Source organism: Baekduia alba, assembly GCF_028416635.1.
Lineage (GTDB): Bacteria > Actinomycetota > Thermoleophilia > Solirubrobacterales > Solirubrobacteraceae > Baekduia > Baekduia alba.
Window position 1 is genome coordinate 4,690,868 of sequence record NZ_CP114013.1, and the last position, 23,237, is coordinate 4,714,104.

Consider the following 23,237-nt stretch of genomic DNA (forward strand, 5'->3'; position numbering starts at 1 on the left):
TCTACCTAGGCGCCCGTAGTCGCGGCGTCGGGGTGGGCCTGGAGGATCTCCTCGCCGGCCTCGCCCGTACGGACGCGGTACGCCTCTTCGACGGGCATGACGAACACCTTGCCGTCACCGACGGCGCCGGTGCGAGCGTGCTTGAGGATCGTGTCCACGATCGTCTGCACGTCACCCGAGGCGACCACGCACTCGATCTTGATCTTGGGTCGCAGGTAGTTCGTCAGCTCGGCGCCGCGATAGCGCTCCGTGATGCCCTTCTGGCGCCCCGAGCCCTTCACCTCGCTGATGCTCAGCGAGGGGAACCCGAGGTCGAGGAGCTCCGTGCGAATCGGCTCGAACGCCTCGTGGCGGATGTATGCCACCACCATCTTCATGTTGCGGGAACCTCCGTGGGGGTCGCGATGGGCCCGACGCCTGCTGCGGCGGCGGTCCCCTGGGGTGCCGCACCGTAGCCGACGAGCTCCGGGGCGGGGATGAACTGCTCCGGGTACCCGTACATCCCGTGCTCGGAGATGTCCAGCCCGGCCAGCTCCTCCTCCTCGGAGACACGCATGCCGTACGTCGCCTTGATGACGCCGAACACGATGTAGCTCGCGACGAACACGAACGCGAACACGGTGACCACCCCGAGGGCTTGACGACCCAGCTGCTCGAACGAGCCGGTGTAGATCAGGCCGCCCTGGCCGACCGTGTTGAACGACGCCAGATCCGGGTGCGTGAAGATGCCGCACGCGAGCGTGCCCCAGATGCCGGCCAGGCCGTGCGCGGAGAGCGCGCCCACCGGGTCGTCGATGTACTTGTCGATGGCGTAGACACCGAGGACGACGATGACGCCGGCGACCATGCCGATCACGAGCGCGGCCCACGGGACCACGTAGCCCGACGGGGCGGTGATCGCGACCAGCGCGGCGATCGCGCCGTTGCCGGCCATGCCGATGTCGATGGTCTTGGTCTTCCAGAACGCCGTCGCGACCGCGGTGAGCACGCCGCCGGCGGCAGCGATGTTCGTGGTCAGGACGACCTCGGGGAAGCGACCGTCGAGCGCGTTGAGCGTCGAGCCCGGGTTGAACCCGAACCACCCCAGCCACAGGATGAAGATGCCCAGGCCGAACAGCGGCATGTTGTGCCCGGGGATCGCCCGGGGCTTGCCGTCAGGGCCGTACTTGCCCTTGCGCGGGCCGAGGTGCAGCAGGGCCGCCAGCGCGCCGGTCGCACCGATGAGGTGGACCGCCGTGGAACCGGCGAAGTCCTGCATGCCGACGTTGACCTGCAGCCAGCCGCCGCCGAACACCCAGCCCGACGCGATCGGGTAGATGAGCGCCGAGAAGACGATGGCGTACAGGACGTACACGCCGAACTTGACCCGCTCCAGGGTGGTGCCCCAGACGATGGCCAGCGAGACGGCGCAGAAGACGAACTGGAAGAAGAACTTCGATTCGATCGTGGCGTTCGAGAAGCCCATGATCGGGAACGCCGCCTGCGGGTCGCCGTAGTCACGCAGGAAGAACCCGTGCGTGCCGATGACGTGCCCAAGATCGCCTCCGAAGGCGAAAGCGAAGCCGACGGCCCAGTACAGGATCGCGGCGATCGAGAAGTTCACGAGGATCTTCGCGACGATGGTGCCGGCGTTCTTCCCGCGGGAGAAGCCGATCTCCAGGAAGGCGAAGCCCGCCTGCATGAACATCACCAGGCAGCCGGCGACGACCACCCACATCGAGTTGATGCCGACGCTTTGAAGCAGGCCGGTACTCCCGGCGCGATCGTAGACATCAGCGGATGCCGTTGCCGGCACCATCAGAGCGGCGAGCGAGCCGAACATCAGCGCGCGAGCCGTCAGGGAACGTCTCATGTGACCTCCTAGTCGAGCGTGCCGTGGCAGTCTCTTCCGGAATGGGGCACGGGTCGTTAGCCCGATGTCGAAAGATCGTCGGGGGTGGTTCGCCATCCGGTCGAGATGGTCTGGGCCGGGTGGCCTACTTCCGGGCGAAGGTCCCGCGTCGGACTTTGGACACTGGTACAAGGCGTCTCTCACGCGCGGGAAATAGGCTCGTAGGTGTCCGCCGGCCGCGAGCCGCACCCGCGCGCCCAGCGCCACGCACACGCACAGGAGGAAGTTCCCGCCCCATGAGTTCCCGTCAGCAGAACGTCACGGCCGCGCAGTGGTCGGTCAACGGCGGCGCCCTCGGCGCCCCGGACCTCACCGCGCCGGGCGCCAACGTCTTCGGCGCCAACGTCTTCACCGTCGACGAGCAGCGCTCCCGCCTGCCCAAGCACGTCTTCAAGCAGCTCCAGGCCACGCTCGACGCCGGCGAGCCCCTCGACTCCTCGCTGGCCGACGCCGTCGCCCAGGCGATGCGCGAGTGGGCGATGGAGAAGGGCGCCACGCACTACACGCACTGGTTCCAGCCGTTGACGGGCCTGACCGCCGAGAAGCACGACTCCTTCTACAACCCGACCGGCGACGGCCACGCCATCGCCGAGTTCTCGGGCAAGGAGCTCATCCAGGGCGAGCCGGACGCCTCGTCGTTCCCGACCGGCGGCATCCGCGCGACGTTCGAGGCCCGCGGCTACACCGCGTGGGACCCGACGTCGCCGGCGTTCATCCTGGACAACCCGAACGGCACGTTCCTCTGCATCCCCACGGCGTTCGTGTCGTGGACGGGCGAGGCGCTGGACACCAAGATCCCGCTGCTGCGCTCGATGGACGCGCTGAGCAAGAGCGCGCTGAAGGCGCTCGACCTGCTCGGCGACCACGAGGCCCAGCGCATCTTCACCACGGTCGGCCCGGAGCAGGAGTACTTCCTCGTCGACGAGCAGTACTACTTCGAGCGCCCGGACCTGTACACGACCGGCCGCACGCTCTTCGGCGCCAAGCCGCCCAAGGGCCATGAGCTCGACGAGCACTACTTCGGGACGATCCCGGAGCGCGTGCTGTCCTTCATGATGGAGTCCGAGCAGGAGCTCCGCAAGCTCGGCGTGCCGGTCAAGACCCGCCACAACGAGGTCGCCCCGGGCCAGTACGAGCTGGCGCCGATCTTCGAGAACTCCAACGTCGGCTCCGACCACCAGCAGCTGACGATGTCGGTGCTGCAGAGCGTCGCCCGCCGCTACGGCATGGTCTGCCTGCTGCACGAGAAGCCGTTCGCCGGCGTCAACGGCTCGGGCAAGCACAACAACTGGTCGATGGGCACCGACACCGGCCACAACCTGCTCAACCCGGGTGACACGCCGGAGGACAACGCGTCGTTCATGTTCTTCTGCGCGGCGGTCATCCGCGCGGTCAACAAGCACCAGGCGCTGCTGCGCGCGAGCGTCGCCAACGTCGGCCAGGACCACCGCCTGGGCGCCAACGAGGCGCCGCCGGCGATCATCTCGATCTTCCTGGGCGCCGAGCTGGAGAACGCGTTCCAGAAGATCTCCACGGGCAAGGGCCGCCGCGTCAAGAAGGGCCTGCTCGGCCTCGGCGCCGAGGTGCTGCCGCAGCTGCCGATGGACGGCGGCGACCGCAACCGCACCTCGCCGTTCGCGTTCACCGGCAACAAGTTCGAGTTCCGCGCGCTGGGCTCCAGCATGTCGCTGGGCATGGTCAACGCGGTGCTCAACACGATCGTCGCCGAGTCGGTGGACGAGCTGAGCTCGGTGCTCGAGAAGGCGCTGAAGACCTCCAAGGGCGATGTCGCCGCCGCGGTCAGCATCGTGGTCAAGGACGTCTGGGAGAAGAACTCGCAGATCGTCTTCGGCGGCGACGGCTACTCCGACGCGTGGCACAAGGAGGCCAAGGAGCGCGGCCTGAAGAACCTGCGCACGACGCCGGACGCGCTGCCGTGGCTGGTCGAGAAGCAGACGATCCGGGCCTTCGAGCGCTACAACGTGCTCAGCGAGCGCGAGCTGGAGTCGCGCTTCGAGGTCGCCGTCGAGCAGTACTCGACCAAGCTCAACATCGAGGCCGAGACCGCGGCGTCGATCGCGCGGACGATGATCCTGCCGGCCGCCGCCCGCCACGTCGCCGAGGTCAAGGCCTCGGGCGTCGCCGGCCTGGCCGAGGAGGTCGAGCCGCTCGTCACCGAGCTCTTCGACGCGATCCTCGCGCTGGAGAAGGCCAACGACCACGACGGCCCCGACGGCGGCCTGACCCACGCCAAGTACATGCGCGACACCGTCATCCCCGCGATGGACGGCGTCCGCACGATCGCCGACCGCCTCGAGCGCATCGTGGCCGACGACCTGTGGCCGCTGCCGAAGTACAGCGAGATGCTGTTCATCAAGTAGCGTTCCGCGGCATATCGCCGGACACGAAAGCCTTGCACATCGCAGGGCTTTCGTCGTTCTCGCCGGCAATCGACGATCTCGATCGGCATGATTGCGAAACTGCGATCAGGATCTACGCCTCCAGCGACTAAGGTGGGGGTCCATGCGCCGCATCGCCCACCGCGGCTGGCCCCAGCGCCGGCTCCTGGATGTGGCGAGCCTGCTGACCACGCCGCTGGCGCCCGACGACTTCCTCGGGCTCGTCAACCCCTTGTGGTCGAACCGGCAGTTGGCGGGTCGCGTCGTCGACGTCCGCCAAGAGACGTCTGACAGCGCGACCATCGTGATCCGCCCTGGAGCGGGCTGGCGCGGCCATCGCGCCGGCCAGCATGTGACGCTCGGCATCGCGGTCGACGGCGTGCGCCATCAGCGCAGCTACTCGCTGACCTCACCGCCGCGCGGCGTCGACGGCCACATCTCGATCGCGGTCAAGGCCGTCCGCGACGGGCTCGTCTCCACCCACCTCGTGCGACGCACGGCACCCGGCTCGATCGTCTTCCTCGGACAGGCGGCGGGCGGCTTCGTCCTGCCGGAGCCGCCGCCCGAGCGGCTGCTCTTCGTCACGGCGGGCAGCGGCGTGACGCCGGTGATGGGCATGCTCCGCACGCTCGCGAGGTCAGGCGCGCTGCACGACGCGGTGCTCGTCCACGTCGACCGGCAGCCCAGCAGCGTCATGTTCGCCGGCGAGCTGCGCCGCCACGCCGGCCGGCGCACGCTGCGCCTGCACGAGCACCACACCGCGCAGGACGGCCGCCCGTCGGCGGCCGAGATCCTGCAGCGCGTGCCGGACTGGACCGAGCGCGAGACCTGGGCCTGCGGCCCGAGCGCGCTGCTCGACGACCTGCAGACCCGCTTCGACGAGGCCGGCGTCGCGGCCCGCCTCAGGGTCGAGCGGTTCCACCCCGCCGTCGCACCCGGCGCGCACGACGCCGAGGGCGGGACCGTCACGTTCACCCGCAGCGGCGTCACCGTGGACGTCGACGGCACCACGACCCTGCTCGCCGCCGGGGAGGCCGCCGGCGCGCTGCTGCCCAGCGGATGCCGCGCGGGAATCTGCCGGACCTGCGTCGGATCGCTGCGCGCGGGCCTGGTTCGCGACGTTCGCACCGGCCAGGTCAGCGGTGGCGCGGGCGACGTGATCCAGACCTGCGTCTCGGTCGCCGCCGGCGCCGTAGCGATCGACCTCTAGGAGCACCACCCACCCACATGCCCACGCACCCTGCGAGCCCGCTCGAGCGGCTCACCGACGACGACCTCGACGCGATCGCCCGGGAGCTCGACGCGATCGGCGACGCGGTGCGCGCCGACCTCGGCGAGCCCGACGCCGCCTACATCCGGCGCGTCATCGCCCTCCAGCGCGCGCTCGAGGCGAGCGCGCGGATCCTCCTGTTCGTCACGCGGTCCCGCTCAGCGGCGGTCGGCGGCGCGGCGCTGCTCACGACGGCCAAGATCCTGGACAACCTCGCGATCGGCCACAACGTCATGCACGGTCAATGGGACTGGATGCGCGATCCGCAGATCCACTCCACGACCTGGGAGTGGGACGCGCCGTCGACGGCCGCCTCGTGGAAGCACTCCCACAACTACCAGCATCACACCTACACCAACATCGTCGGGAAGGATCGCGACCTCGGCTACTCCGCGATCCGCGTGCATCCCGACCAGCCGTGGCACCCCGTCTACCTGCTGCAGCCGCTGTACGGGATCGCGCTCGCGCTGATCTTTGAGTGGGCGATCGCGATCTACGACATGGAGCTCGACGCCGTGCGCGACGGCCGCAAGACCGCGTCGCAGGCCAAGTCGGAGCTGCGCGCGTTCGCGCGCAAGGCCGCGCGCCAGCTCGCCAAGGACTACGTGCTGTTCCCCGCGGTGTCGGGTCGGAGAGCCCGCAGGACGCTGCTGGCCAACCTGAGCGCGAACGTGCTGCGCAGCGCCTGGACGCATACCATCGTGTTCATGGGCCACCTCCCGGAGGAGGCCGAGACGTTCCCCGAGCAGCAGCTCGAGGGCGAGAGCCGCGGCGGCTGGTACGTGCGCCAGCTGCTCGGCTCCTGCAACCTCGACGGTCGTCGCCCGTTCCACCTGATGACCGGCCACCTCTCGTTCCAGATCGAGCACCACCTGTTCCCCGACGTCGCCTGCCACCGCTACCCCGAGATCGCGCCGCGGGTGCGTGCGGTGTGCGAACGCTACGACCTGCCGTACGCGAGCGGCCCGCTGGGCCGCCAGTATCGCTCGGTGGCGAAGAAGATCCTGCGCTACGCGCTTCCTTGACCCCCAGCTACCCTGACACAGTTGTGTCAAGGTTGCGCTACCCTTCATCTCATGCGCGATTTCCTGGCCGCCGCCCGTGACCACGTCGTCGTCTTCGACGGCTCGATGGGCGCGACGCTGGAGGAGTTCGAGCTCTCCCAGGCCGATTACGGCGGTCTCGCCGGCAAGTGCCATGAGGCGCTGGTGCTGCATCGCCCGGACGTGATCCAGGAGCTGCACGAGTCGATGGTCCGGGCTGGCGCGGAGGTCGTGGAGACCGACACGTTCCAGGCCTCCCGCCTCAAGCTCGAGGAGTGGGGTCTCGGCGAGCACACGTTCGAGATCAACCAGAAGGCCGCCGAGATCGCCCGCGCCGCGGTCGGCGAGTCGCGGTTCGTCGCCGGCTCGATCGGCCCGACCGGCCACCTCCCGGCCTCCGACGACCCGACGCTGGGCAAGATCACCTTCGCCGAGCTCGTCGAGGTCTTCACGCAGCAGGCTCAGGGCCTGGTCCGCGGCGGCGCCGACCTCATCATCATCGAGACCGCGCAGGACATCCTCGAGGTCAAGGCCGCGGTCTTCGGCGCCCGCGAGGCGTTCAAGCTGGAGGGCCGGGTCCTGCCGATCCAGACCTCCGTCTCGCTGCTGCCCAACGGCGGCAAGATGCTGCTCGGCACCGACATCTCCGCCGTCCTGGCCACCCTCGAGGCGCTGAAGGTCGACGTCATCGGGCTCAACTGCTCGACCGGCCCGAACGACATGCGCGACGCGATCCGGTTCCTCGGCGAGTTCTCGCCGGTCCCGGTCCACTGCATCCCGAACGCCGGCCTGCCCCAGCAGGGCCGCAACGGCGAGACCGTCTTCCCCGAAGGCCCCGAGGAGCTGTCGACGGTCCTCGGCGAGTTCGTCGAGCACCACGGCGTGTCGATCGTCGGCGGCTGCTGCGGCACGACCGTCGACCACATCTCGGCGATCGCCGAGCGCGTCAAGGGCCACCAGCCCGGCTCGCGCCCCGCGCCGCGGGCCCCGCACGTGTCGAGCATGATCTCCGCGACGCCGCTGGCCCAGGAGCCGGCCCCGACGCTGGTCGGCGAGCGCGTCAACTCGCAGGGCTCGCGCAAGGCCAAGGAGCTGCTGCTGGCCGACGACTACGACGGCCTCGTCCAGATCGCCGAGGACCAGGTCGAGGGCGGCGCCCACGTGCTCGACCTCTGCGTCGCGCTGACCGAGCGCGTCGACGAGGACGAGCAGATGCGGATGGTCGCCAAGCGCGTTTCGCTCTCTCAGCCCGCCCCGCTGCAGATCGACTCGACCGAGCCCGACGTCATCAAGCTCGCGCTGGAGCAGACCCCGGGGCGCGCGATCGTCAACTCCATCAACCTGGAGGCCGGCCGCGCGAAGGCCGACACCGTGATCCCGCTGGCCATCCAGCACGGCGCCGCGCTGATCGCGCTGACGATCGACGAGGTCGGCATGGCCAAGACCGCCGACCGCAAGGTCGAGATCGCCCGGCGCATCAAGGAGATCGCCTGCGACGAGCACGGGCTCGACCCCGAGCTGCTGATCTTCGACGTCCTGACGTTCACGCTGACCACCGGCGACGACGAGTGGAAGCCGTCGGCGGTCGAGACGATCAACGGCATCCGCGCGGTCAAGGAGGCGCTGCCCGGCGTCAAGACGTCGCTCGGCGTGTCCAACGTGTCCTTCGGCGTGTCGCCGCCCGCGCGCGCGGTCCTGAACTCCGTCTTCCTGCACCACTGCGTCGAGGCCGGCCTGGACCTCGCGATGGTCAACCCCAATCACATCACGCCCTACGGCGAGATCAGCGCGCAGGAGCGCGAGCTCGCCGACGACCTGGTGTACAACAAGCGCGAGGACGCGCTCCAGCGCTTCATCGAGCACTTCGAGAGCCGCGGCGAGGAGGCCGAGGCCGAGGTCGCCGACCCCACCGCGGGCATGGAGCCCGAGGAGGCGCTGCACTGGCACATCCTGCGCCGCAAGAAGGACGGCGTCGAGGCCCAGATCGACGCCGCGGTCGAGAAGCTCGGCGCGGTCCCCGTCCTCAACGACGTGCTGCTGCCGGCGATGAAGGAGGTCGGCGACAAGTTCGGCGCCGGCGAGCTGATCCTGCCGTTCGTGCTCCAGAGCGCCGAGGTCATGAAGCGCTCGGTCGCCCAGCTGGAGAAGTACCTCGACCGCATCGAGGGCTATACCAAGGGCACCGTCGTCCTGGCCACCGTCTTCGGCGACGTCCACGACATCGGCAAGTCGTTGGTCAACACCATCCTCACCAACAACGGCTACACGGTCATCGACCTGGGCAAGCAGGTCCCGGTCTCCACGATCGTCGAGGCGGCCAAGGAGCACGACGCGACCGCGATCGGGCTCAGCGCGCTGCTCGTCTCCACGTCCAAGCAGATGCCGCTCGCCGTCCAGGAGCTGGAGCGCGAGGGCCTCGACTTCCCCGTGTTGATCGGCGGCGCCGCCATCAACCGCGCGTTCGGCTACCGCGCGCTGCATGTCAACGGCCTCGACGACAGCAAGTTGTATGACCCGGGCGTCTTCTACTGCAAGGACGCCTTCGAGGGCCTCCACGTCATGGACCAGATCGTGGAGGAGGAGCCGCGCGCCGCGCTCCTGGCCAAGCTGAAGACCGACGCCGACACGTTCCGCGAGAAGGGCGACGAGGTCGTCGAGCTCGTCACGACCGGCACCGACCGCTCGGACGCGGCGACCGACGTCGAGGTGCCCGAGCCCCCGTTCTGGGGCGTGCGCGAGATCCCGGTCGACCTCGACGAGGTCTACCCGCACCTCGACACCCACGTGCTGTTCAAGCTGCACTGGGGCGGCAAGGGCGTCAAGGGCGAGGCGTGGAAGCAGCTCGTCGACGGCACCGACGAGGACGAGGGCTTCCGGCCCAGGCTCGAGCGCATGTGGCGCGACCAGACCTACCTGCACCCGCGCGCGTTGTTGGGGTACTTCCCCTGCTACAGCGAGGACAACGACATCGTGGTGCTCGACCCGAGCGACCGCGAGACGGTCCTCACGCGCTTCGTCAACCCGCGTCAGCCGGGCAACGACCACGTCTGCGTCGCCGACTTCTTCCGCCCGAAGACCTCGGCCCACCCACCCGAGCTGGACGTCATCGCCCTGCAGGCCGTGACAGTCGGCGACGAGGTCACCGAGCTGATGGCCCAGCTGGAGAAGGACGGCGAGTTCGCCGAGCAGCTGTTCACGCACGGCCTGGGCGTCCAGACCGCCGAGGGCCTGGCCGAGTGGCTGCACGCGAAGGTCCGCGAGGACCTCGGCATCGAGGCCACGCAGGGCCGGCGCTACTCATGGGGCTACCCGGCGGTGCCCGACCAGTCCGAGCACGAGAAGGTCGACGCGCTGCTGGCGCTGGAGACGATCGGCATGACGATCAGCGACGGCTACGCTCCGGTGCCCGAGCAGTCGACGCTCGCGATGATCGCCCACCACCCGCAGGCGTTCTACTTCGGGATGAAGCAGGGCAAGCTCAAGCCGGTCGACGCGACCGCGCCCGACGACGTCATCAAGGGCTCCAAGCGCGACCCGTCGCTGTTCGCGCAGGCCGACGCCGAGGAGCTGGACACCGACCCGGTGGACGGCGGCGTGGCCGAGGGCGAGGGCGAGGACACGCGGGTGGCCGCCCAGGCCTAGTGTGTCGGCCGCGATGGCGGCCGTCTCTCATCTGTTCGCAGGGTGCGCCGTGGCCGATCTGGCCGCGGCGCGCGTGTTCTACGAGGCGCTGTTCGGGCGTGAGGCCGACCTCGTGCCCAACGACACCGAGCTGTGCTGGCGGTTGGGCGACGCCGGCGACGTCGCCTGGCTGTGCGTGGTCGTCGATCCGGTGCGCGCGGGCGGTGCGATCAGCACCGTGCTGATCGACGATCTGGACGCGTGGGTCGCGGAGTGCGCCGCGCGAGGCGTGGCGCCCGTCGAGATCCGGCGCGAGGGCGACGCGGGGCGCAAGGCGCGCTTCGTCGACCCCGACGGCAACGAGCTCGGGTTCGCCCAGGTCGGCTGAGCGGCCGCCCAGGCGCGCCCCCGCTCCCCCTAGGCCGCGACCGGCTGCGCGGCGGCCGCGCCGAGGCGACGGCCCGACTCGGCGTCGAAGAGCAGCAGCTTGGAGGTGTCGAGCGCCAGCTCGATCTCGTCGCCGGCCTTGGAACGCGCCTCGGCGTCCAGGCGCGCGACGACCAGCGCGCGGTCCTCGGGCCGCCCGACGTCGTCGACCCCGGAGTCCGCGGCCAGCTCGGCGAGCTGCTCGGCCTCGACCGCCGCGCCCTCGTAGGCGAAGTGCGCGAACAGCTCGGAGCCCATCGACTCGACGACCTCCAGCTCGACGCCGAAGCGCAGGCGCGGCAGCTTCGGGTCGACCAGCGACGCGGCCTCGAAGTGCGCCGGGCGCAGGCCGGCGACGGCGTCGCGCCCCCCGGCCTCGGCGGCCGCGGCCCGCAGCGCGTCGGTCAGCGGCGCGGTCCCGAACGGCAGCTCGAGCACGTCGTCGCCGATGCGCGCCGGCACGAAGTTCATCGCGGGCGAGCCGATGAAGCCGGCCACGAACAGGTTGCAGGGCGACTCGTACAACTCGGCCGGGGTGCCGAACTGCTGGAGCACCCCGCCGCGCAGGACCGCGACCCGATCGCCCAAGGTCATGGCCTCGGTCTGGTCGTGCGTCACGTACACCATGGTCGTCCCGAGCTGGCGCTGCAGCCGCGCGACCGACGCGCGCATCTGCACGCGCAGCTTGGCGTCCAGGTTCGACAGCGGCTCGTCCATCAGGAAGGCCTTGGGGTTGCGCACGATCGCGCGGCCCATCGCGACGCGCTGGCGCTGGCCGCCGGAGAGGTGGGCGGGCTTGCGGTCCAGCTGCTCCATGAGGTCGAGCGCCTGCGCGGCCGCCTCGACCTGGCGGTTGATCTCGCCCTTCTCGACCTTGGCGACGCGCAGCGCGAAGCCCATGTTCTCGCGCACGGTCATGTGCGGGTACAACGCGTAGTTCTGGAAGACCATCGCGATGTCGCGGTCCGACGGCACGACGTCGTTGATGACCTCGTCCTCGAGCAGCAGCTCACCGCCGGTGATCTCCTCCAGCCCCGCGATCATCCGCAGCGCCGTCGACTTCCCGCAGCCCGACGGCCCGACCAGGATCACGAACTCGCCGTCCTCGATCCGCAGGTCGAGGTCGCTGATCGCCTCGGTGCCGTCGTCGTAGCGCTTGCTGACCCCGCGGAACTCGATCGCCGCCATGACCCATCTCTCCTGTCTCGGTCGCCCTCGGTCAAGCCGCCGCCCGGCGCGCCGCGAGGGCGTCGATGCGCGCCGGCTCGAACAACGTGTCGCAGACCATCGTGGCCGCGCCGATCACGCCCGCCTGGTCGTCCAGGCGCGACGTGACGATCTCCAGCGAGCGGGTCGCCAGCGTCAGCGAGCGGCTGTAGACCGTCTCGCGCAGCCCGGCGAGCAGCTCGTCCCCCGCGTGCGCGACGTCGCCGCCGATGACCATCACGGAAGGGTTGAAGAAGTTGACCGCGCTGGCCATCGCGTCGCCGATCGCGCGCCCGGAGGCCCGGACGGCGGCGATGGCGCGCGGGTCGCGGTTGCGCACCGCGTGGACGACGTCGCGCGAGTTGCGGATCAGCGCGTCCTCCTTGGCCAGGTGGCGCACGAGCGCGCCGCCGGAGGCGACCGCTTCCAGGCAGCCGACGTTGCCGCAGTGGCAGACGACGTCGGCGCCGGTGACGCGGACGTGGCCGATGTCCCCCGCCGCGCCCTGCGCGCCGCGGTGCATGTGGCCGGAGGTGATGATCCCGCAGCCGATGCCGGTGCCGACCTTGACGAACAGGAAGTCCTGGCAGTCGGGCCAGTTCTGGGAGTGCTCACCCAAGGCCATGATGTTGACGTCGTTGTCGACGAGGACGGGCGCGCCGAAGCGCGCCAGCATCCCGGGGACGTCGATGCCGTCCCAGCCGGGCATGATCGGCGGGTTGACCGGACGGCCGCTGGCGAACTCCACGGGGCCGGGCAGGCCGATGCCGATGCCCCGCACGTCCTCGAGGCCGCGGCCGAGCCGGCGCACGAGGTCGCCGATGTGCTGCGCGACGCGGTCGAGCACGCGCTGAGGGCCGGCGGCGATCGGCAGGTCGCCGGCGACCTCCGCGAGAACGTTGCGGTGCAGGTCGGTGATGGCCAGCCTGCAGTGCGTGGCGCCCAGGTCGCAGGCGCACACGACGCCGGCCTCGGCGGCGAAGCGCACGGTCGAGGCCGGCCGGCCGCCGGTCGACGCCCGCGGGCCGGACTTCACGACCAGGCCCATGGCCTCGAGCAGCTCGAGGCGCTGGGCGACGGTCGACCGCGCGAGCCCGGTCCGCGCGGCCAGCTCGGAGCGGCTGGCCTCGTGCTGATGGCGCAGGATGTCGAGCAGCGCTCCCGCGCCGACGGCCAGCGGCCGGACCTCGTGGGGGCCCGCGGCCTGGAGCGTCACGACGTCGTGCACCGGTGAAGGTCCCGCATCCGGCCGGCAGCCTACCGGCTTGTGCCAGCCGTCGGCAATACTTCTGGCGACAGCAAGCAAAAGATGCTGGGGTTGCGCGTCGGCGCTGGTATGTTCGCCGCCGCCATGGACCAGGACGCCCCGCCGACCCCCGCCGCCGGCCACCCGCGACCGCAGCTGCGGCGGCCGTTCACCTCGCTCGACGGCCCGTGGCGCTTCGCGTGGGACACGCCGGACCGGTGGACCGACGAGATCGTCGTCCCGTTCGCGCCCGAGACGCCGGCCAGCGGCATCGGCGGGCCCCAGCGCTCTCCTACATGTTGGTACGAGCGGACGTTCACCGCGCCCGCCCTGGGCGACGGCGAGCGCCTGCTGCTGCACTTCGGCGCGGTCGACCGCGAGGCCGACGTCTGGGTCGACGGCCACCACGTCGTCCACCACGAGGGCGGCTACACGCCGTTCCGGGCCGACGTCACCGACGCGATCGGCGGCGCGCGCGGGGCCGGCGGCGAGCACGTCGTCCGCGTGCGCGCGCACGACGACCCCGCCGACCTCGCCGCCCCGCGCGGCAAGCAGGACTGGCACGACGAGCCGCACAAGATCTGGTACCCGCGCACGACCGGGATCTGGCAGTCCGTGTGGCTCGAGGTCGCCGGCGCCGTCCGGATCGACGCGTTGCACTGGCGCCCCGACGTCCCGGACTGGTCGCTGGGCCTGGAGGCCCGGATCGGCGGCGGCGCCGGCGGCGACCGCGAGCTCGCGCTGCACGTCACGCTGACCCACGGCGAGCGCCTGCTCGCGCGGGAAGTCCACCATGTCGATCCGGCCAGCGGCGAGGTCCGCCGGTGCATCGGCCTCGTCGACGGCGGCATCGACGACGTCCGCGAGGAGCTGATGTGGTCGCCCGACCACCCCAACCTGATCGACGCGCGCCTCGAGCTGCGCGACGGCCGCGACGGCCGCGACGGCACGCTGCTGGACCGCGTCGACTCCTACACCGCGATGCGCTCGGTGCGCGTCGAGCGCGGGCGCTTCGCCCTCAACGAGCGGCCGCTGCAGCTGCGGCTCGTGCTCGACCAGGGCTACTGGCCGCGGTCGGGGATGACGCCGCCCTCGCTGGAGGCGATCGAGCACGACGTCGCGCTGACCCAGGCGCTCGGCTTCAACGGCGTGCGCAAGCACCAGAAGATCGAGGACCCGCGCTTCCTGCGCGTCGCCGACGAGCGCGGCCTGCTCGTCTGGGCCGAGCTGCCCAGCGCCTATCGCTTCACCGAGCGCGCGGCCGACCGCCTGACGCGCACGTGGCTGGAGGCGGTCGAGCGCGACCGCAGCCACCCGTGCGTCGTCGCGTGGGTGCCGGTCAACGAGTCGTGGGGCGTCCCCGACCTGCCGCGCAGCGCGCGCCAACGCGACCTCGTCGCCGCCCTCTTCCACCTCGTGCGCGCGCTGGACGGCGACCGGCCGGTCGTCGGCAACGACGGCTGGGAGCTCGACGACCACGGCGACCTGATCTGCGTGCACGACTACGCGGGCGCCGAGACGATCGCCGCGCGGTTCGCCGGCGCGCGGACGCTCGACGAGGTCCTGGAGCAGGACCGCCCGGGCCGGCGCCTGCTGCTGCTCGAGGGCGCCCGGCGCCGCGGCCGCCCCGTGGTCCTCAGCGAGTTCGGCGGCATCGCGTTCACGCCCCAGGACGCCGAAGACGCCACGTGGGGCTATGACCGCGTGCGCTCCGCCGAGGACCTCGCCGACACCTACACCTCGCTCCTGGCCGCCGTGCACGCCGCGGGCGACCTCGCCGGCTTCTGCTACACGCAGCTGACCGACACCTACCAGGAGGCCAACGGCCTGCTGACCGCCGACCGCGAGCCCAAGGCGCCGCTGGACGCGCTGGCCGCCGCGACGCGCGGGAAGCGCTGACGCGGCGGCCGGGCCGGCGTCCGGCTACACGGCCGCCGCGCGCGCGCCGTTGATGACGCCGGAGACCTGGGCCAGCGCGGCCCGGCGGTCGCCGCGGATCCCGCACTCCATCGCCAGGAACCCGTCGAAGCCGATCTCCTCCAGCGCCGCCACGATCGGGCCGAAGTCCGTGTGGCCGGTGCCGGGATGCGCGCGGTTGGAGTCGGCGAGGTGGACGTGGCCGAGGTGCGGCGCGGCGTCGCGCAGCGCGCCGGCCATCGAGTCCTCGTCGATGTTCATGTGGAACAGGTCGGCCATCACCTGGATGTCGGGCGAGCCGATCTCCTCGATCAGCTCGACCGCCTGGGAGAGCTTGTTGAGCAGATGGTCCTCGTAGCGGTTGAGCGGCTCGAGGAACACCTTCACGCCTTCGCGGCCCGCGTGCTCGCCGAGCTCGGCCAGGCACTCCGCGAGCCACTTGCGGCTGTCCTCGATCGCGACCGGCGGCGAGAACGGCGGCAGCGCCGCGCTGAAGCGCCCGAAGGCCGCGGGCGTGATGGCCCCGCGGCCCCCGACCTGCGCGATGACCGACAGCAGCGTCTTCATGTTGGACACCGCCGCCGCGCGGACGCCGGCGTCGAAGTCCCCGATGAACTGCTCGGAGATCAGGCAGACGCTCGGCAGCGGCACGCCGGCGGCCACCGCCCGCTGCAGCTCCGGCAGCCGGTCGGCGAACGCCTGGTCGTGGCCGTGCAGCTCGATGCCGTGGAAGCCGACCTCCCGCAGCAGCTCCCACTTCTCCTCGAGCGTGTCACCCGGGACCTCGTGCTCCTGGCAGGAGAGGTTCAGCGTCATGCCGCGCCGCCCGTGAAGTCCAGGACGACCTGCACGCACTCGGCCGGCTGCTCGTGCAGCAGCGTGAACGCCTCGCCCGCCTGCTCGGCCGCGAAGCGGTGCGAGACCAGCGGCTCGGCCTTCACGCGGCCCTCCGCGCACAGGCGCATGAACGTCTGGGCGAGGCGCAGCTCGCTCCAGCGATGGTCCAGCGCGCGCGACACGCCCGAGATCTGCGAGCAGATCACCGAGATGCGGTTGTGGTGGAACTCCTCGCCGAGCAGCAGCGCGTCGGCGCCGCCCTGGAAGAAGCCCGCCGCGATGACGCGCGAGTTGTAGGCCGTGGCGCGGATCGCCTCCTGCAGCGCGCCGGCGAAGCCCGAGATCTCGATCGAGACGTCGGCGCCGCTGCCGGTGATCTGCTTGATGCGCTCGGCGACCTCGCCGTCGGTCACGTTCAGCGCGTGGCGCGCGCCGAGCTCGGTCGCGAGCTCCAGCCGGCGGGCGATCGCGTCGACCGCGATCAGGTCGCCGCCGTTGGCGGTCACGAGCTGGCCGCAGAGCAGGCCGGGCACGCCCTGGCCGAAGACCGCGACGTCCTCGCCGACGTGGACGTCGGCGTCCAGGACGCCGTTGAGCGCGATCGCGCCGATCTGGGAGAAGATCCCGACGATCGGGTCGAGGCCCTCGGGGAGCACGCGGTCGGCGGCCCACGCCTCGGTGCCGATGTGGTGCGAGCGGTGGCCCCAGGCGCCGTAGACGACGTCGCCCGCCGACACCTTCGTGACGGCGGAGCCGACCTCGACGATCCGGCCGACCTCCTCATAGCCCCATCCGTCGATCGGGTACTGGAAGCTCGGCGCGGACGCCGGCTCGAAGAGCCGGGTGTCCTCGTTCCAGTGCTTGGTCAGGTACGGGTTGGAGCCGCGGTAGGCCGTGAGCTCCGTGCCGGCGGAGATGCCGGAGTACAGCGTCTCGAGCCGGACCTGGTCGGGCTCGAGCGCGCGGTTGGCGCGATCGTCGGGGTCGGTGACGAGCTCTGCGGAGAGCGCTTCGGTGAAGCGCACGACGGTCGCGTTGTTGGTGGCGATGCTCAACTTCAGCCTTTCAGTCCGGTCATGCTGATGCCTTCGATGAAGTGCCGCTGTGCAAGGCCGTAGACGACCATGAGCGGCAGGAGGGACACGACGTCGCCCGCCATCAGGCGGGTCCAGTCGGTCGTGTACGACGAGTTGAGGTAGTTGAGGCCGACGGTGAGCGTCATCTTCTCGGGGCTGTTGATCACGATCAGCGGCCACAGGAAGTCGCCCCACATGCCGACGAACGAGAAGACCCCGAACGCCAGCAGCGCCGGCTTCGACAGCGGAAGCAGGATGGTGCGGTAGATCCGCCAGTACGACGCGCCGTCCAGTCGCGCCGCCTCCTCCAGCTCCTTGGGCAGGGACAGGAAGAACTGGCGCAGCAGGAAGATCCCGAACGGCGCGCTGAGCTGCGGCACGATCAGGCCCTGGTAGGTGTCGATCCAGTTGAGCTTGCTGATCAGCACGAAGGCCGGGATCAACGTCACCTGGTAGGGCACCATCAACGACGCCAGGAACAGGTAGAAGATCGGCTCGCGGAAGCGGAAGCGCAGCCGCGCGAAGGCGTAGGCCGCCATCGAGCACGTCAGCAGCTGCACCGAGACGACGATCGCCGACACGGCGAACGTGTTGACCAGCCAGCGCGTCATCGGCAGGTCGTGCCAGAGCGACGTGTAGTTGGAGAACTTGAGCTCGGACGGGAACCACTTCGGCGGATAGGAGAAGACGCTCCCGTTGTCCTTCAGCGACGTCGAGATCATCCACAGCAGCGGGATCGCCGCGACGAGCGCGAGGAGCACGAGCGTCGTGTAGCCGAGGACCTTGCGCCAGCGCGTCGCGCGCGCCGACCGGCGGCGGCGCACGCGCGGGGGCAGCACGCTGCCCTGCGCCGGGGTGGTCGGCGTCAGGCCCGGCAGGCCGGGGCCGCCGGTGTCGCGATCGATCTCAGCCGAGGTCATAGTTCACCCGCTTGTTGATGAACTTGAACTGGACGAACGTGATCCCGCCGATGATGAGGAAGAGCACCCAGGACAGCGCCGAGGCATAGCCCATGCTCTGGTAGCGGAAGCCCTCCGACCAGATGTAGAAGTTGTAGGTCGTGGCCTCGGGGCCCGGCGTGTCGCCCAGCATGAGGTAGATGGAGTCGAACGTCTGGAACGAGCCGATGACGCCCATCACCACCAGGAAGAACGTCGTGGGCGCCAGCAGCGGGAACGTGATCAGCCGGAAGCGCTGCCAGGGGCTCGCGCCGTCCAGCGCCGCGGCCTCGTAGTAGTGCTGGGGGATCGCCAGCAGGCCGGCGGTGAAGATCGTCAGCGACCAGCCGAGGTTCTTCCACACGTCCATCGCGGCGACGGCCACGAGCGCGAGGTACGGCGTTCCGAGCCAGTCGATGTGGATCTCGCCCGGCAGGATCGAGCTCAGCGCCCAGTTGAGCAGGCCGAAGTCCGAGTTGTAGATCCAGCGCCACAGCAGCGCGACCGCCGCCATCGGCGCGACGTACGGGATGAAGTAGATGAAGCGGAAGACCTTGACGCCGCGCAGCGCGGTGTTCAACGCCATGGCGATCGCCAGCCCCAGCGCGATGCCGGCCGGGATCGTGATCGCCGAGTACAGCAGCGTGATGCCGAGCGACTGCCAGAAGGCCGCGTCGTTGATCAACCCGGAGTAGTTGCCCAGGCCGACCGACTGGTGCGGCGTGACGAGGTCCCACTGCCACGTCGAGATCACCAGCGACGCGACCAGCGCGATCACCGTGAAGACGAGGAAGTGCAGGCCCGAGGGCAGCAGGAACAGCCAGGCCGCGCGCGACTCGCGCGACTTCATCGACCGCCGCCTGGCGGGGCGCCGCCGGTCGCGCGAGGACGCGCGACCGGCGGTGGGGATCGTCCCCATGGTTGGCCTCAGTCCTTCGCGAGCGCGGAGTCGACGGCCTTGCACGCGTTGGCGGCCGCCTCCTGCGGGCTCTTCTTGCCCTTCCACAGCGGCTCGAGCGCGTTGTCGATCTTGTCCTGGTAGTTGGAGAAGTTCGACAGCTGCGGCGCGCGCCGCGCGGTCGAGAGCGAGTCGATGAACGGCTGGTAGGAGTCGTGCTGGGTGGCGAGCGGAGCGCCCGCGACCTCCGGCGACTTGGCGACCGCCTCGCGCGCCGGGATGCCCTGCGCGTTGTCGACGCCCATCTTCGCGCCCTCAGCCGACGTCATGAACTTCAAGAACTGCCACGCCGCGTTCGGGTTCTTGGAGTTCGACGGGATGCCGAACATCGACAGATGGAAGAAGTTGGCGCGGGTGACCGGCCCCTTGGGCAGCGGCGCGACGGCCCAGTCGAGGTTCTTGACCGACTGGAAGTCATACGCCGCCCAGCGGCCGTCGCCCACCAGCATCGCGGCCTTGCCGGCCTTGAACACGTCGTCGGCCGGGCGGCCCAGGACGTTGCGGGCGTCGTAGGTCACGTAGCCCGGGTCCGAGCCGTCCTTGCGCAGCTGGTCCAGGAACGTGAGCGCCTTGACCGCCTCGGGCTGGCTCAGCGCACACGACTTGTAGTCGTCGGCGTAGGTCTTGCCGCCGGCGGCCGCGACGGCGTCGCCGACCGGCACGAACCACTTCTGCCAGAGCGAGCCCCAGGTCTTGTTCGGCCCGCTGCCGCTGGTCAGCTTCTTGGCCGCGGCCTCGTAGTCGTCCCAGGTCCAGTCGGCGGTCGGCGGCTGGACGCCGGCCTGCTGGAAGAGCTTGCGGTTGTAGTAGAGGGCCTGCGTGTCCCAGTTGTCGGTGAGGCCGACGATCTTCCCGCCGTAGGTCAGCCCGTCGATCACCTGCGGGTAGAACGCCTTGGTGTCGAACTTGTCGGCCTCCATGTAGGGCTTGAGGTCCAACGCGTAGTTCTTGTTGACGATCGTCGGGATCTGGACGTCGCCGGAGCCGAAGACGTCGGGCGCGTGGCCGGCGGCGATCAGCGTGAGGATCTTCTGGTCGTAGCCCGTCGAGGGCACGGTCGTGATCTTCACCTTCACCTTCGGGTAGCGCTGCTCGAACGCCGCCGCCTGCTTCTTGCGCAGGGCGATGTCGCCGGGCGCGTCGGCCGGGACGGCGATCGAGATCGTGCCGCTCGGAGCAGCCGAGAGGTCGACCTTGACGCTGTCCTTCAGCGTCTTGGTCGGCAGCTTCTGCGCGTTGGCCGAGCCGGCCGGGCCCCCGCCCGAGCCGCAGGCCGCGACGGACAGCGCGGTCGCCGCGAGTCCCGCCGCGGTGAGCCCCACCCGTCCCATGGCGACATGTCGCCGATCGTAGAACCCCATCTTGCTTCTCTCCTCCTGAGTGACCCTGGCAGCCCTTTCAGGCCCAGAACATGCGCCCGGCCGGTTCGGCCGGACGCAGGGACAACAACAACTCGACGGCCTTGCTCAGGCCCTCGTCGTTGGACATCAACCCGTCCTCATGCTCGATGGAGACGGCCCAGTCGTAGCCCACGAGCCGCAGCGCGCTCACGATGTCGCGCCACGCCTTGTCGCCCTGGCCGAAGCCGATCGTGCGGAAGTACCAGGAGCGCTGCTTGAGCAGCTCATAGCTCTTGGTGTCCAGCACGCCGTTGACGGCCGTGTTGCGGGCGTCGATCCACGTGTCCTTGGCATGGACGTGGTGGATGGCCTCGCCGAGCGCCTTGATGGACTCGACGGGGTCGATCCCCTGCCAGAACAGGTGGCTCGGGTCGAAGTTGGCGCCGATCTCGGGCCCCGTCGCCGCGCGGAGACGGAGCATCGACTCGGTGTTGTACACGCAGAACCCGGGGTGCAGCTCGATCGCGACCTTGACGCCGTGGCGCCGGACCGCGTCCAGCTGCTCGCGCCAGTAGGGGATCAGGACCTGGTCCCACTGCCACTGGAGCGTGGTGGCGAACTCGTCGGGCCACGTGCACGTGACCCAGTTCGGGGTCTTGTCGTCCGGGCCCCCGCCGGGGCAGCCGCTGAACGCGTTGACGACGGGGACCTCGAGCAGCTCGGCGACCTGGAGGGTCTTGACGAACACCTCGTGGTCGTGGCGCGCGATCGCCGTATCGGGATGGACCGGGTTCCCGTGCTGGGACAGCGCGGAGATGACCATGCCGCGGTCCTCGACGGCCTTCTTGTAGGCCTTGGCCTTGGCCGGGTCGGCGAGCAGCGCGTCGGAGTCGAGATGGCCGGAGCCGGGCCAGTTGCCCGTCCCGATCTCGACCGCCTCGACGCCGAGGCCGGCGAGGTGGTCGAGGACGTCCTCGAACGGGCGACTGTCGTAGAGCGCGGTGAAGACGCCAACCTTCATGAGGAGACCTCCATCGAGTCGTTGAACATGGGGAGCTCGGGTGCGCCGACCGTGGCCCAGCCGCCGGCCTTGGCCGACGCGAGCACCGCGTCGGTCACGGCGGCGGCGCGGACGCCGTCGGCGATCGTCGGCAGGCCCTCGGGCACCGTGCCCGTCGCCATGGCGGCGTAGGCGTCGGCGACGAAGGCCTCGAAGCAGTCCAGGTAGCCCTGCGGGTGGCCGGCGGGCACCGTGGCCAGGCGCGCGGCGGCCGGCGCGAGGTGCTGCGGGTCGCGGGGCTGGATCGTGCTGGCCTCGCGGCGGCCGATCCACAGCGTCTCGGGCTGCTCCTGGTCGAAGGCGACGCTGGCGCCCGCGCCGTCGACCTGCAGCCACAGGCGGTTCTTGCGCCCGGGCGAGACCTGGGAGATCACGACCGAGCCGGTGACGCCGTCGGCAGTGCGCAGCAGCACCGCGGCGGTGTCCTCGGTGGCGACGCTCGTCGCGACGCCGGTGACGTCAGGGCGCTCGGCGTTGACCGTGCGCAGCTCGGCGGCCACCGCGGTGAAGGGCTGACCGGTGACGAAGGTGGCGGCGTCGCACCAGTGCGTGCCGATGTCGGCGAAGGCGCGCGAGGGGCCGCCGAGCTGCGCGTCAACCCGCCAGTTGGCGTCGGTGTCCGCGAGCAGCCAGTCCTGCAGGTAGGACCCGTGGACCAGGTGGACGGGCCCGATCTCGCCGGCGCGCACGATCTCGCGGGCGTGGCGCAGGACCGGGTGGTAGCGGTACACGAACGGGACGGCGACGACGCGGTCGGCCGCGGCGGCCGCCTCCTCGATCGCGAGGGCCTCGTCGTGGCTGACGGCGACCGGCTTCTCGCAGACGACGTGCTTGCCGTGCTCGAGCGCGGTCACCGCGAGGGACGCGTGGAGGTGGTTCGGCGTGCAGATGTGCAGGACGTCGACGTCCGGCGCGACGGCCAGCTCGAGCGCCGAGGCGTACGCGCGCTCGGCGCCGACCTCGGCCGCCGCCGCGGCTGAGCGCTCGGGTGTCGAGGCCGCGACGCCGACCAGACGCCCTCCGGCCAGGCGGGCAGATCGAGCGTGGACGCGACCGATCATGCCAAGCCCGGCGATGCCGATGCGGGGACCGTCCTGCTCCATGGCGGGGCACCCTCGCACTTCTGCCGCGCAGCGACAAGAGTTCTGCTGACATCAGCAGAAGTTGGGTCCGAACGCCGTGCGGGCGGGCTAGCGCTGCTGCCGGGTGGGGCGCACGAGGATGTCGTTGAGCGACACGTGCGCGGGCTGGCCGAGCGCGTAGAGGATGATGTTGGCGATGTCCTCGGCCTGCAGCTGGGCGACGCCGGCGAAGCGCTCGCGTTGTGCTTGCTGTTGCTCGGCGCTGAGGTGCGTGCGCAGCTCGGTCTCGACCGCGCCGGGGTTGATCGTCGTGACCCGCACGTCGTGCTCGGCCAGCTCCTGGCGCAGCGCCTCGCTGAACGCGTTGACGGCGAACTTGGTGGCGTTGTAGACCGCCGAGCCGGCGGACGCGCGCACCCCCGCGATCGAGCTGACGGTGACGATGTGGCCGCTGCCCTGCGCGACGAGCTGGTCGACCGCGGCATGCGTCGTGTAGATGACGCCGTACAGGTTGACGTCGACCATCGTGCGCCACTCGTCGGTGTTCGCGCCCGCAACCGGTCCGAGCAGCATGATGCCGGCGTTGTTGACGAGGGCGTCGAGGCCGCCGAGCTCCGTGAGCGTCGTGTTGATGAAGGCCTTGGCCTGCGCCTCGTCGCTGACGTCGGTCGTGACCGCGACGGCCCGACCACCCTGGTTGTTGATGACGTTGGCCAGCGCCTCGATGCGGTCGGTCCGCCGCGCGGCGAGCGAGACGGCGGCGCCGGCCGTCGCCGCCGCGAGCGCCGTCGCCTCCCCGATGCCCGACGACGCGCCGGTGATGGCGACGACCTGCCCTGAAAGATCGATGTCCATGGGGTCGAGGCTAGGGCCGGGCGGCGGAGACCGGCGTACGGCCGCAACACCAGAAACGACGACGCACCGGTG

The 23,237-nt window shown here is 70.6% G+C and carries 18 protein-coding genes; 6 read left to right on the forward strand and 12 right to left on the reverse strand.

The window, feature by feature from the left end; genetic code table 11:
- Positions 1 to 5: 5 nt before the first annotated feature.
- Both DSM104299_RS23415 and DSM104299_RS23420 read right to left on the reverse strand, forming a co-directional pair.
- A complete protein-coding gene (locus DSM104299_RS23415) occupies positions 6 to 377 on the reverse strand; it encodes a P-II family nitrogen regulator (RefSeq protein WP_272474085.1) in 372 nt (123 codons plus the stop codon).
- Positions 374 to 1,852: an ammonium transporter gene (locus DSM104299_RS23420; protein WP_272474086.1), complete on the reverse strand. Its 1,479-nt coding sequence runs from the start codon at positions 1,850 to 1,852 to the stop codon at positions 374 to 376. The genes DSM104299_RS23415 and DSM104299_RS23420 overlap by 4 nt, the downstream gene beginning before the upstream one ends.
- Positions 1,853 to 2,127: 275 nt before the next feature.
- On the opposite strand from DSM104299_RS23420, the gene DSM104299_RS23425 reads away from it, so the two are divergent.
- The 5 genes from DSM104299_RS23425 (at position 2,128) to DSM104299_RS23445 (ending at position 10,612) form a co-directional block, all read left to right on the forward strand.
- Positions 2,128 to 4,272, forward strand: coding sequence for a glutamine synthetase III family protein (locus DSM104299_RS23425; protein ID WP_272474087.1), 2,145 nt, complete (start codon positions 2,128 to 2,130; stop codon positions 4,270 to 4,272).
- A 142-nt stretch (positions 4,273 to 4,414) separates the two neighbouring features.
- Positions 4,415 to 5,500 carry a ferredoxin reductase gene (locus DSM104299_RS23430; protein ID WP_272474088.1) on the forward strand — a complete coding sequence of 362 codons (1,086 nt, stop codon included), beginning with the start codon at positions 4,415 to 4,417 and terminating at the stop codon, positions 5,498 to 5,500.
- 17 nt (positions 5,501 to 5,517) lie between these two features.
- Positions 5,518 to 6,585 (forward strand): fatty acid desaturase family protein, encoded by a 1,068-nt coding sequence (locus tag DSM104299_RS23435; protein ID WP_272474089.1) that lies wholly within the window; start codon positions 5,518 to 5,520, stop codon positions 6,583 to 6,585.
- A 51-nt stretch (positions 6,586 to 6,636) separates the two neighbouring features.
- On the forward strand, positions 6,637 to 10,245 hold the full coding sequence (locus tag DSM104299_RS23440) for a methionine synthase (RefSeq protein ID WP_272474090.1): 3,609 nt from the start codon (positions 6,637 to 6,639) through the stop codon (positions 10,243 to 10,245).
- A gap of 49 nt (positions 10,246 to 10,294) precedes the next feature.
- A complete protein-coding gene (locus DSM104299_RS23445; RefSeq protein ID WP_272474091.1) occupies positions 10,295 to 10,612 on the forward strand; it encodes a VOC family protein in 318 nt (105 codons plus the stop codon).
- Positions 10,613 to 10,641: 29 nt separating this feature from the next.
- On the opposite strand, the gene DSM104299_RS23450 is transcribed toward DSM104299_RS23445, so the two are convergent.
- Both DSM104299_RS23450 and DSM104299_RS23455 read right to left on the reverse strand, forming a co-directional pair.
- Positions 10,642 to 11,838: an ABC transporter ATP-binding protein gene (locus tag DSM104299_RS23450; RefSeq protein WP_272474092.1), complete on the reverse strand. Its 1,197-nt coding sequence runs from the start codon at positions 11,836 to 11,838 to the stop codon at positions 10,642 to 10,644.
- A gap of 31 nt (positions 11,839 to 11,869) precedes the next feature.
- Positions 11,870 to 13,084 carry an ROK family transcriptional regulator gene (locus DSM104299_RS23455; protein ID WP_272474093.1) on the reverse strand — a complete coding sequence of 405 codons (1,215 nt, stop codon included), beginning with the start codon at positions 13,082 to 13,084 and terminating at the stop codon, positions 11,870 to 11,872.
- 123 nt (positions 13,085 to 13,207) lie between these two features.
- On the opposite strand from DSM104299_RS23455, the gene DSM104299_RS23460 reads away from it, so the two are divergent.
- Positions 13,208 to 15,001 carry a glycoside hydrolase family 2 TIM barrel-domain containing protein gene (locus DSM104299_RS23460; RefSeq protein WP_272474094.1) on the forward strand — a complete coding sequence of 598 codons (1,794 nt, stop codon included), beginning with the start codon at positions 13,208 to 13,210 and terminating at the stop codon, positions 14,999 to 15,001.
- 24 nt (positions 15,002 to 15,025) lie between these two features.
- On the opposite strand, the gene DSM104299_RS23465 is transcribed toward DSM104299_RS23460, so the two are convergent.
- The 8 genes from DSM104299_RS23465 to DSM104299_RS23500 all read right to left on the reverse strand — a co-directional run bounded on the left by DSM104299_RS23465 (position 15,026) and on the right by DSM104299_RS23500 (position 23,165).
- The gene (locus DSM104299_RS23465) at positions 15,026 to 15,835 is read right to left on the reverse strand and encodes a sugar phosphate isomerase/epimerase family protein (protein WP_272474095.1); all 810 of its coding nucleotides are present in this window, start codon (positions 15,833 to 15,835) and stop codon (positions 15,026 to 15,028) included.
- Positions 15,832 to 16,911: a zinc-dependent alcohol dehydrogenase gene (locus tag DSM104299_RS23470; RefSeq protein WP_272474096.1), complete on the reverse strand. Its 1,080-nt coding sequence runs from the start codon at positions 16,909 to 16,911 to the stop codon at positions 15,832 to 15,834. The genes DSM104299_RS23465 and DSM104299_RS23470 overlap by 4 nt, the downstream gene beginning before the upstream one ends.
- A gap of 2 nt (positions 16,912 to 16,913) precedes the next feature.
- Positions 16,914 to 17,852: a carbohydrate ABC transporter permease gene (locus tag DSM104299_RS23475; protein WP_272474097.1), complete on the reverse strand. Its 939-nt coding sequence runs from the start codon at positions 17,850 to 17,852 to the stop codon at positions 16,914 to 16,916.
- Positions 17,839 to 18,789: a carbohydrate ABC transporter permease gene (locus DSM104299_RS23480; RefSeq protein ID WP_272474098.1), complete on the reverse strand. Its 951-nt coding sequence runs from the start codon at positions 18,787 to 18,789 to the stop codon at positions 17,839 to 17,841. Before DSM104299_RS23480 ends, DSM104299_RS23475 begins: the two co-directional genes overlap by 14 nt.
- An 8-nt stretch (positions 18,790 to 18,797) precedes the next feature.
- Positions 18,798 to 20,189 carry an ABC transporter substrate-binding protein gene (locus DSM104299_RS23485; protein ID WP_272474099.1) on the reverse strand — a complete coding sequence of 464 codons (1,392 nt, stop codon included), beginning with the start codon at positions 20,187 to 20,189 and terminating at the stop codon, positions 18,798 to 18,800.
- 37 nt (positions 20,190 to 20,226) lie between these two features.
- Positions 20,227 to 21,189 carry a sugar phosphate isomerase/epimerase family protein gene (locus tag DSM104299_RS23490; protein WP_272474100.1) on the reverse strand — a complete coding sequence of 321 codons (963 nt, stop codon included), beginning with the start codon at positions 21,187 to 21,189 and terminating at the stop codon, positions 20,227 to 20,229.
- Entirely contained in the window at positions 21,186 to 22,331 is a 1,146-nt protein-coding gene (locus DSM104299_RS23495; RefSeq protein WP_272474101.1) for a Gfo/Idh/MocA family protein, read from the reverse strand. The genes DSM104299_RS23490 and DSM104299_RS23495 overlap by 4 nt, the downstream gene beginning before the upstream one ends.
- An 87-nt stretch (positions 22,332 to 22,418) precedes the next feature.
- Positions 22,419 to 23,165 (reverse strand): SDR family oxidoreductase, encoded by a 747-nt coding sequence (locus DSM104299_RS23500; protein ID WP_272474102.1) that lies wholly within the window; start codon positions 23,163 to 23,165, stop codon positions 22,419 to 22,421.
- Between the last annotated feature and the right edge of the window lie 72 nt (positions 23,166 to 23,237).

Bases quoted from the DNA above. Each gene is read 5' to 3' on its own strand.
- DSM104299_RS23415 (WP_272474085.1), bottom strand. From the start codon at position 377: ATGAAGATGGTGGTGGCATACATCCGCCACGAGGCGTTCGAGCCGATT.
- DSM104299_RS23420 (WP_272474086.1), bottom strand. From the start codon at position 1,852: ATGAGACGTTCCCTGACGGCTCGCGCGCTGATGTTCGGCTCGCTCGCC.
- DSM104299_RS23425 (WP_272474087.1), top strand. From the start codon at position 2,128: ATGAGTTCCCGTCAGCAGAACGTCACGGCCGCGCAGTGGTCGGTCAAC.
- DSM104299_RS23430 (WP_272474088.1), top strand. From the start codon at position 4,415: ATGCGCCGCATCGCCCACCGCGGCTGGCCCCAGCGCCGGCTCCTGGAT.
- DSM104299_RS23435 (WP_272474089.1), top strand. From the start codon at position 5,518: ATGCCCACGCACCCTGCGAGCCCGCTCGAGCGGCTCACCGACGACGAC.
- DSM104299_RS23440 (WP_272474090.1), top strand. From the start codon at position 6,637: ATGCGCGATTTCCTGGCCGCCGCCCGTGACCACGTCGTCGTCTTCGAC.
- DSM104299_RS23450 (WP_272474092.1), bottom strand. From the start codon at position 11,838: ATGGCGGCGATCGAGTTCCGCGGGGTCAGCAAGCGCTACGACGACGGC.
- DSM104299_RS23460 (WP_272474094.1), top strand. From the start codon at position 13,208: ATGGACCAGGACGCCCCGCCGACCCCCGCCGCCGGCCACCCGCGACCG.
- DSM104299_RS23465 (WP_272474095.1), bottom strand. From the start codon at position 15,835: ATGACGCTGAACCTCTCCTGCCAGGAGCACGAGGTCCCGGGTGACACG.
- DSM104299_RS23475 (WP_272474097.1), bottom strand. From the start codon at position 17,852: ATGACCTCGGCTGAGATCGATCGCGACACCGGCGGCCCCGGCCTGCCG.
- DSM104299_RS23480 (WP_272474098.1), bottom strand. From the start codon at position 18,789: ATGGGGACGATCCCCACCGCCGGTCGCGCGTCCTCGCGCGACCGGCGG.
- DSM104299_RS23485 (WP_272474099.1), bottom strand. From the start codon at position 20,189: ATGGGGTTCTACGATCGGCGACATGTCGCCATGGGACGGGTGGGGCTC.
- DSM104299_RS23490 (WP_272474100.1), bottom strand. From the start codon at position 21,189: ATGAAGGTTGGCGTCTTCACCGCGCTCTACGACAGTCGCCCGTTCGAG.
- DSM104299_RS23495 (WP_272474101.1), bottom strand. From the start codon at position 22,331: ATGGAGCAGGACGGTCCCCGCATCGGCATCGCCGGGCTTGGCATGATC.
- DSM104299_RS23500 (WP_272474102.1), bottom strand. From the start codon at position 23,165: ATGGACATCGATCTTTCAGGGCAGGTCGTCGCCATCACCGGCGCGTCG.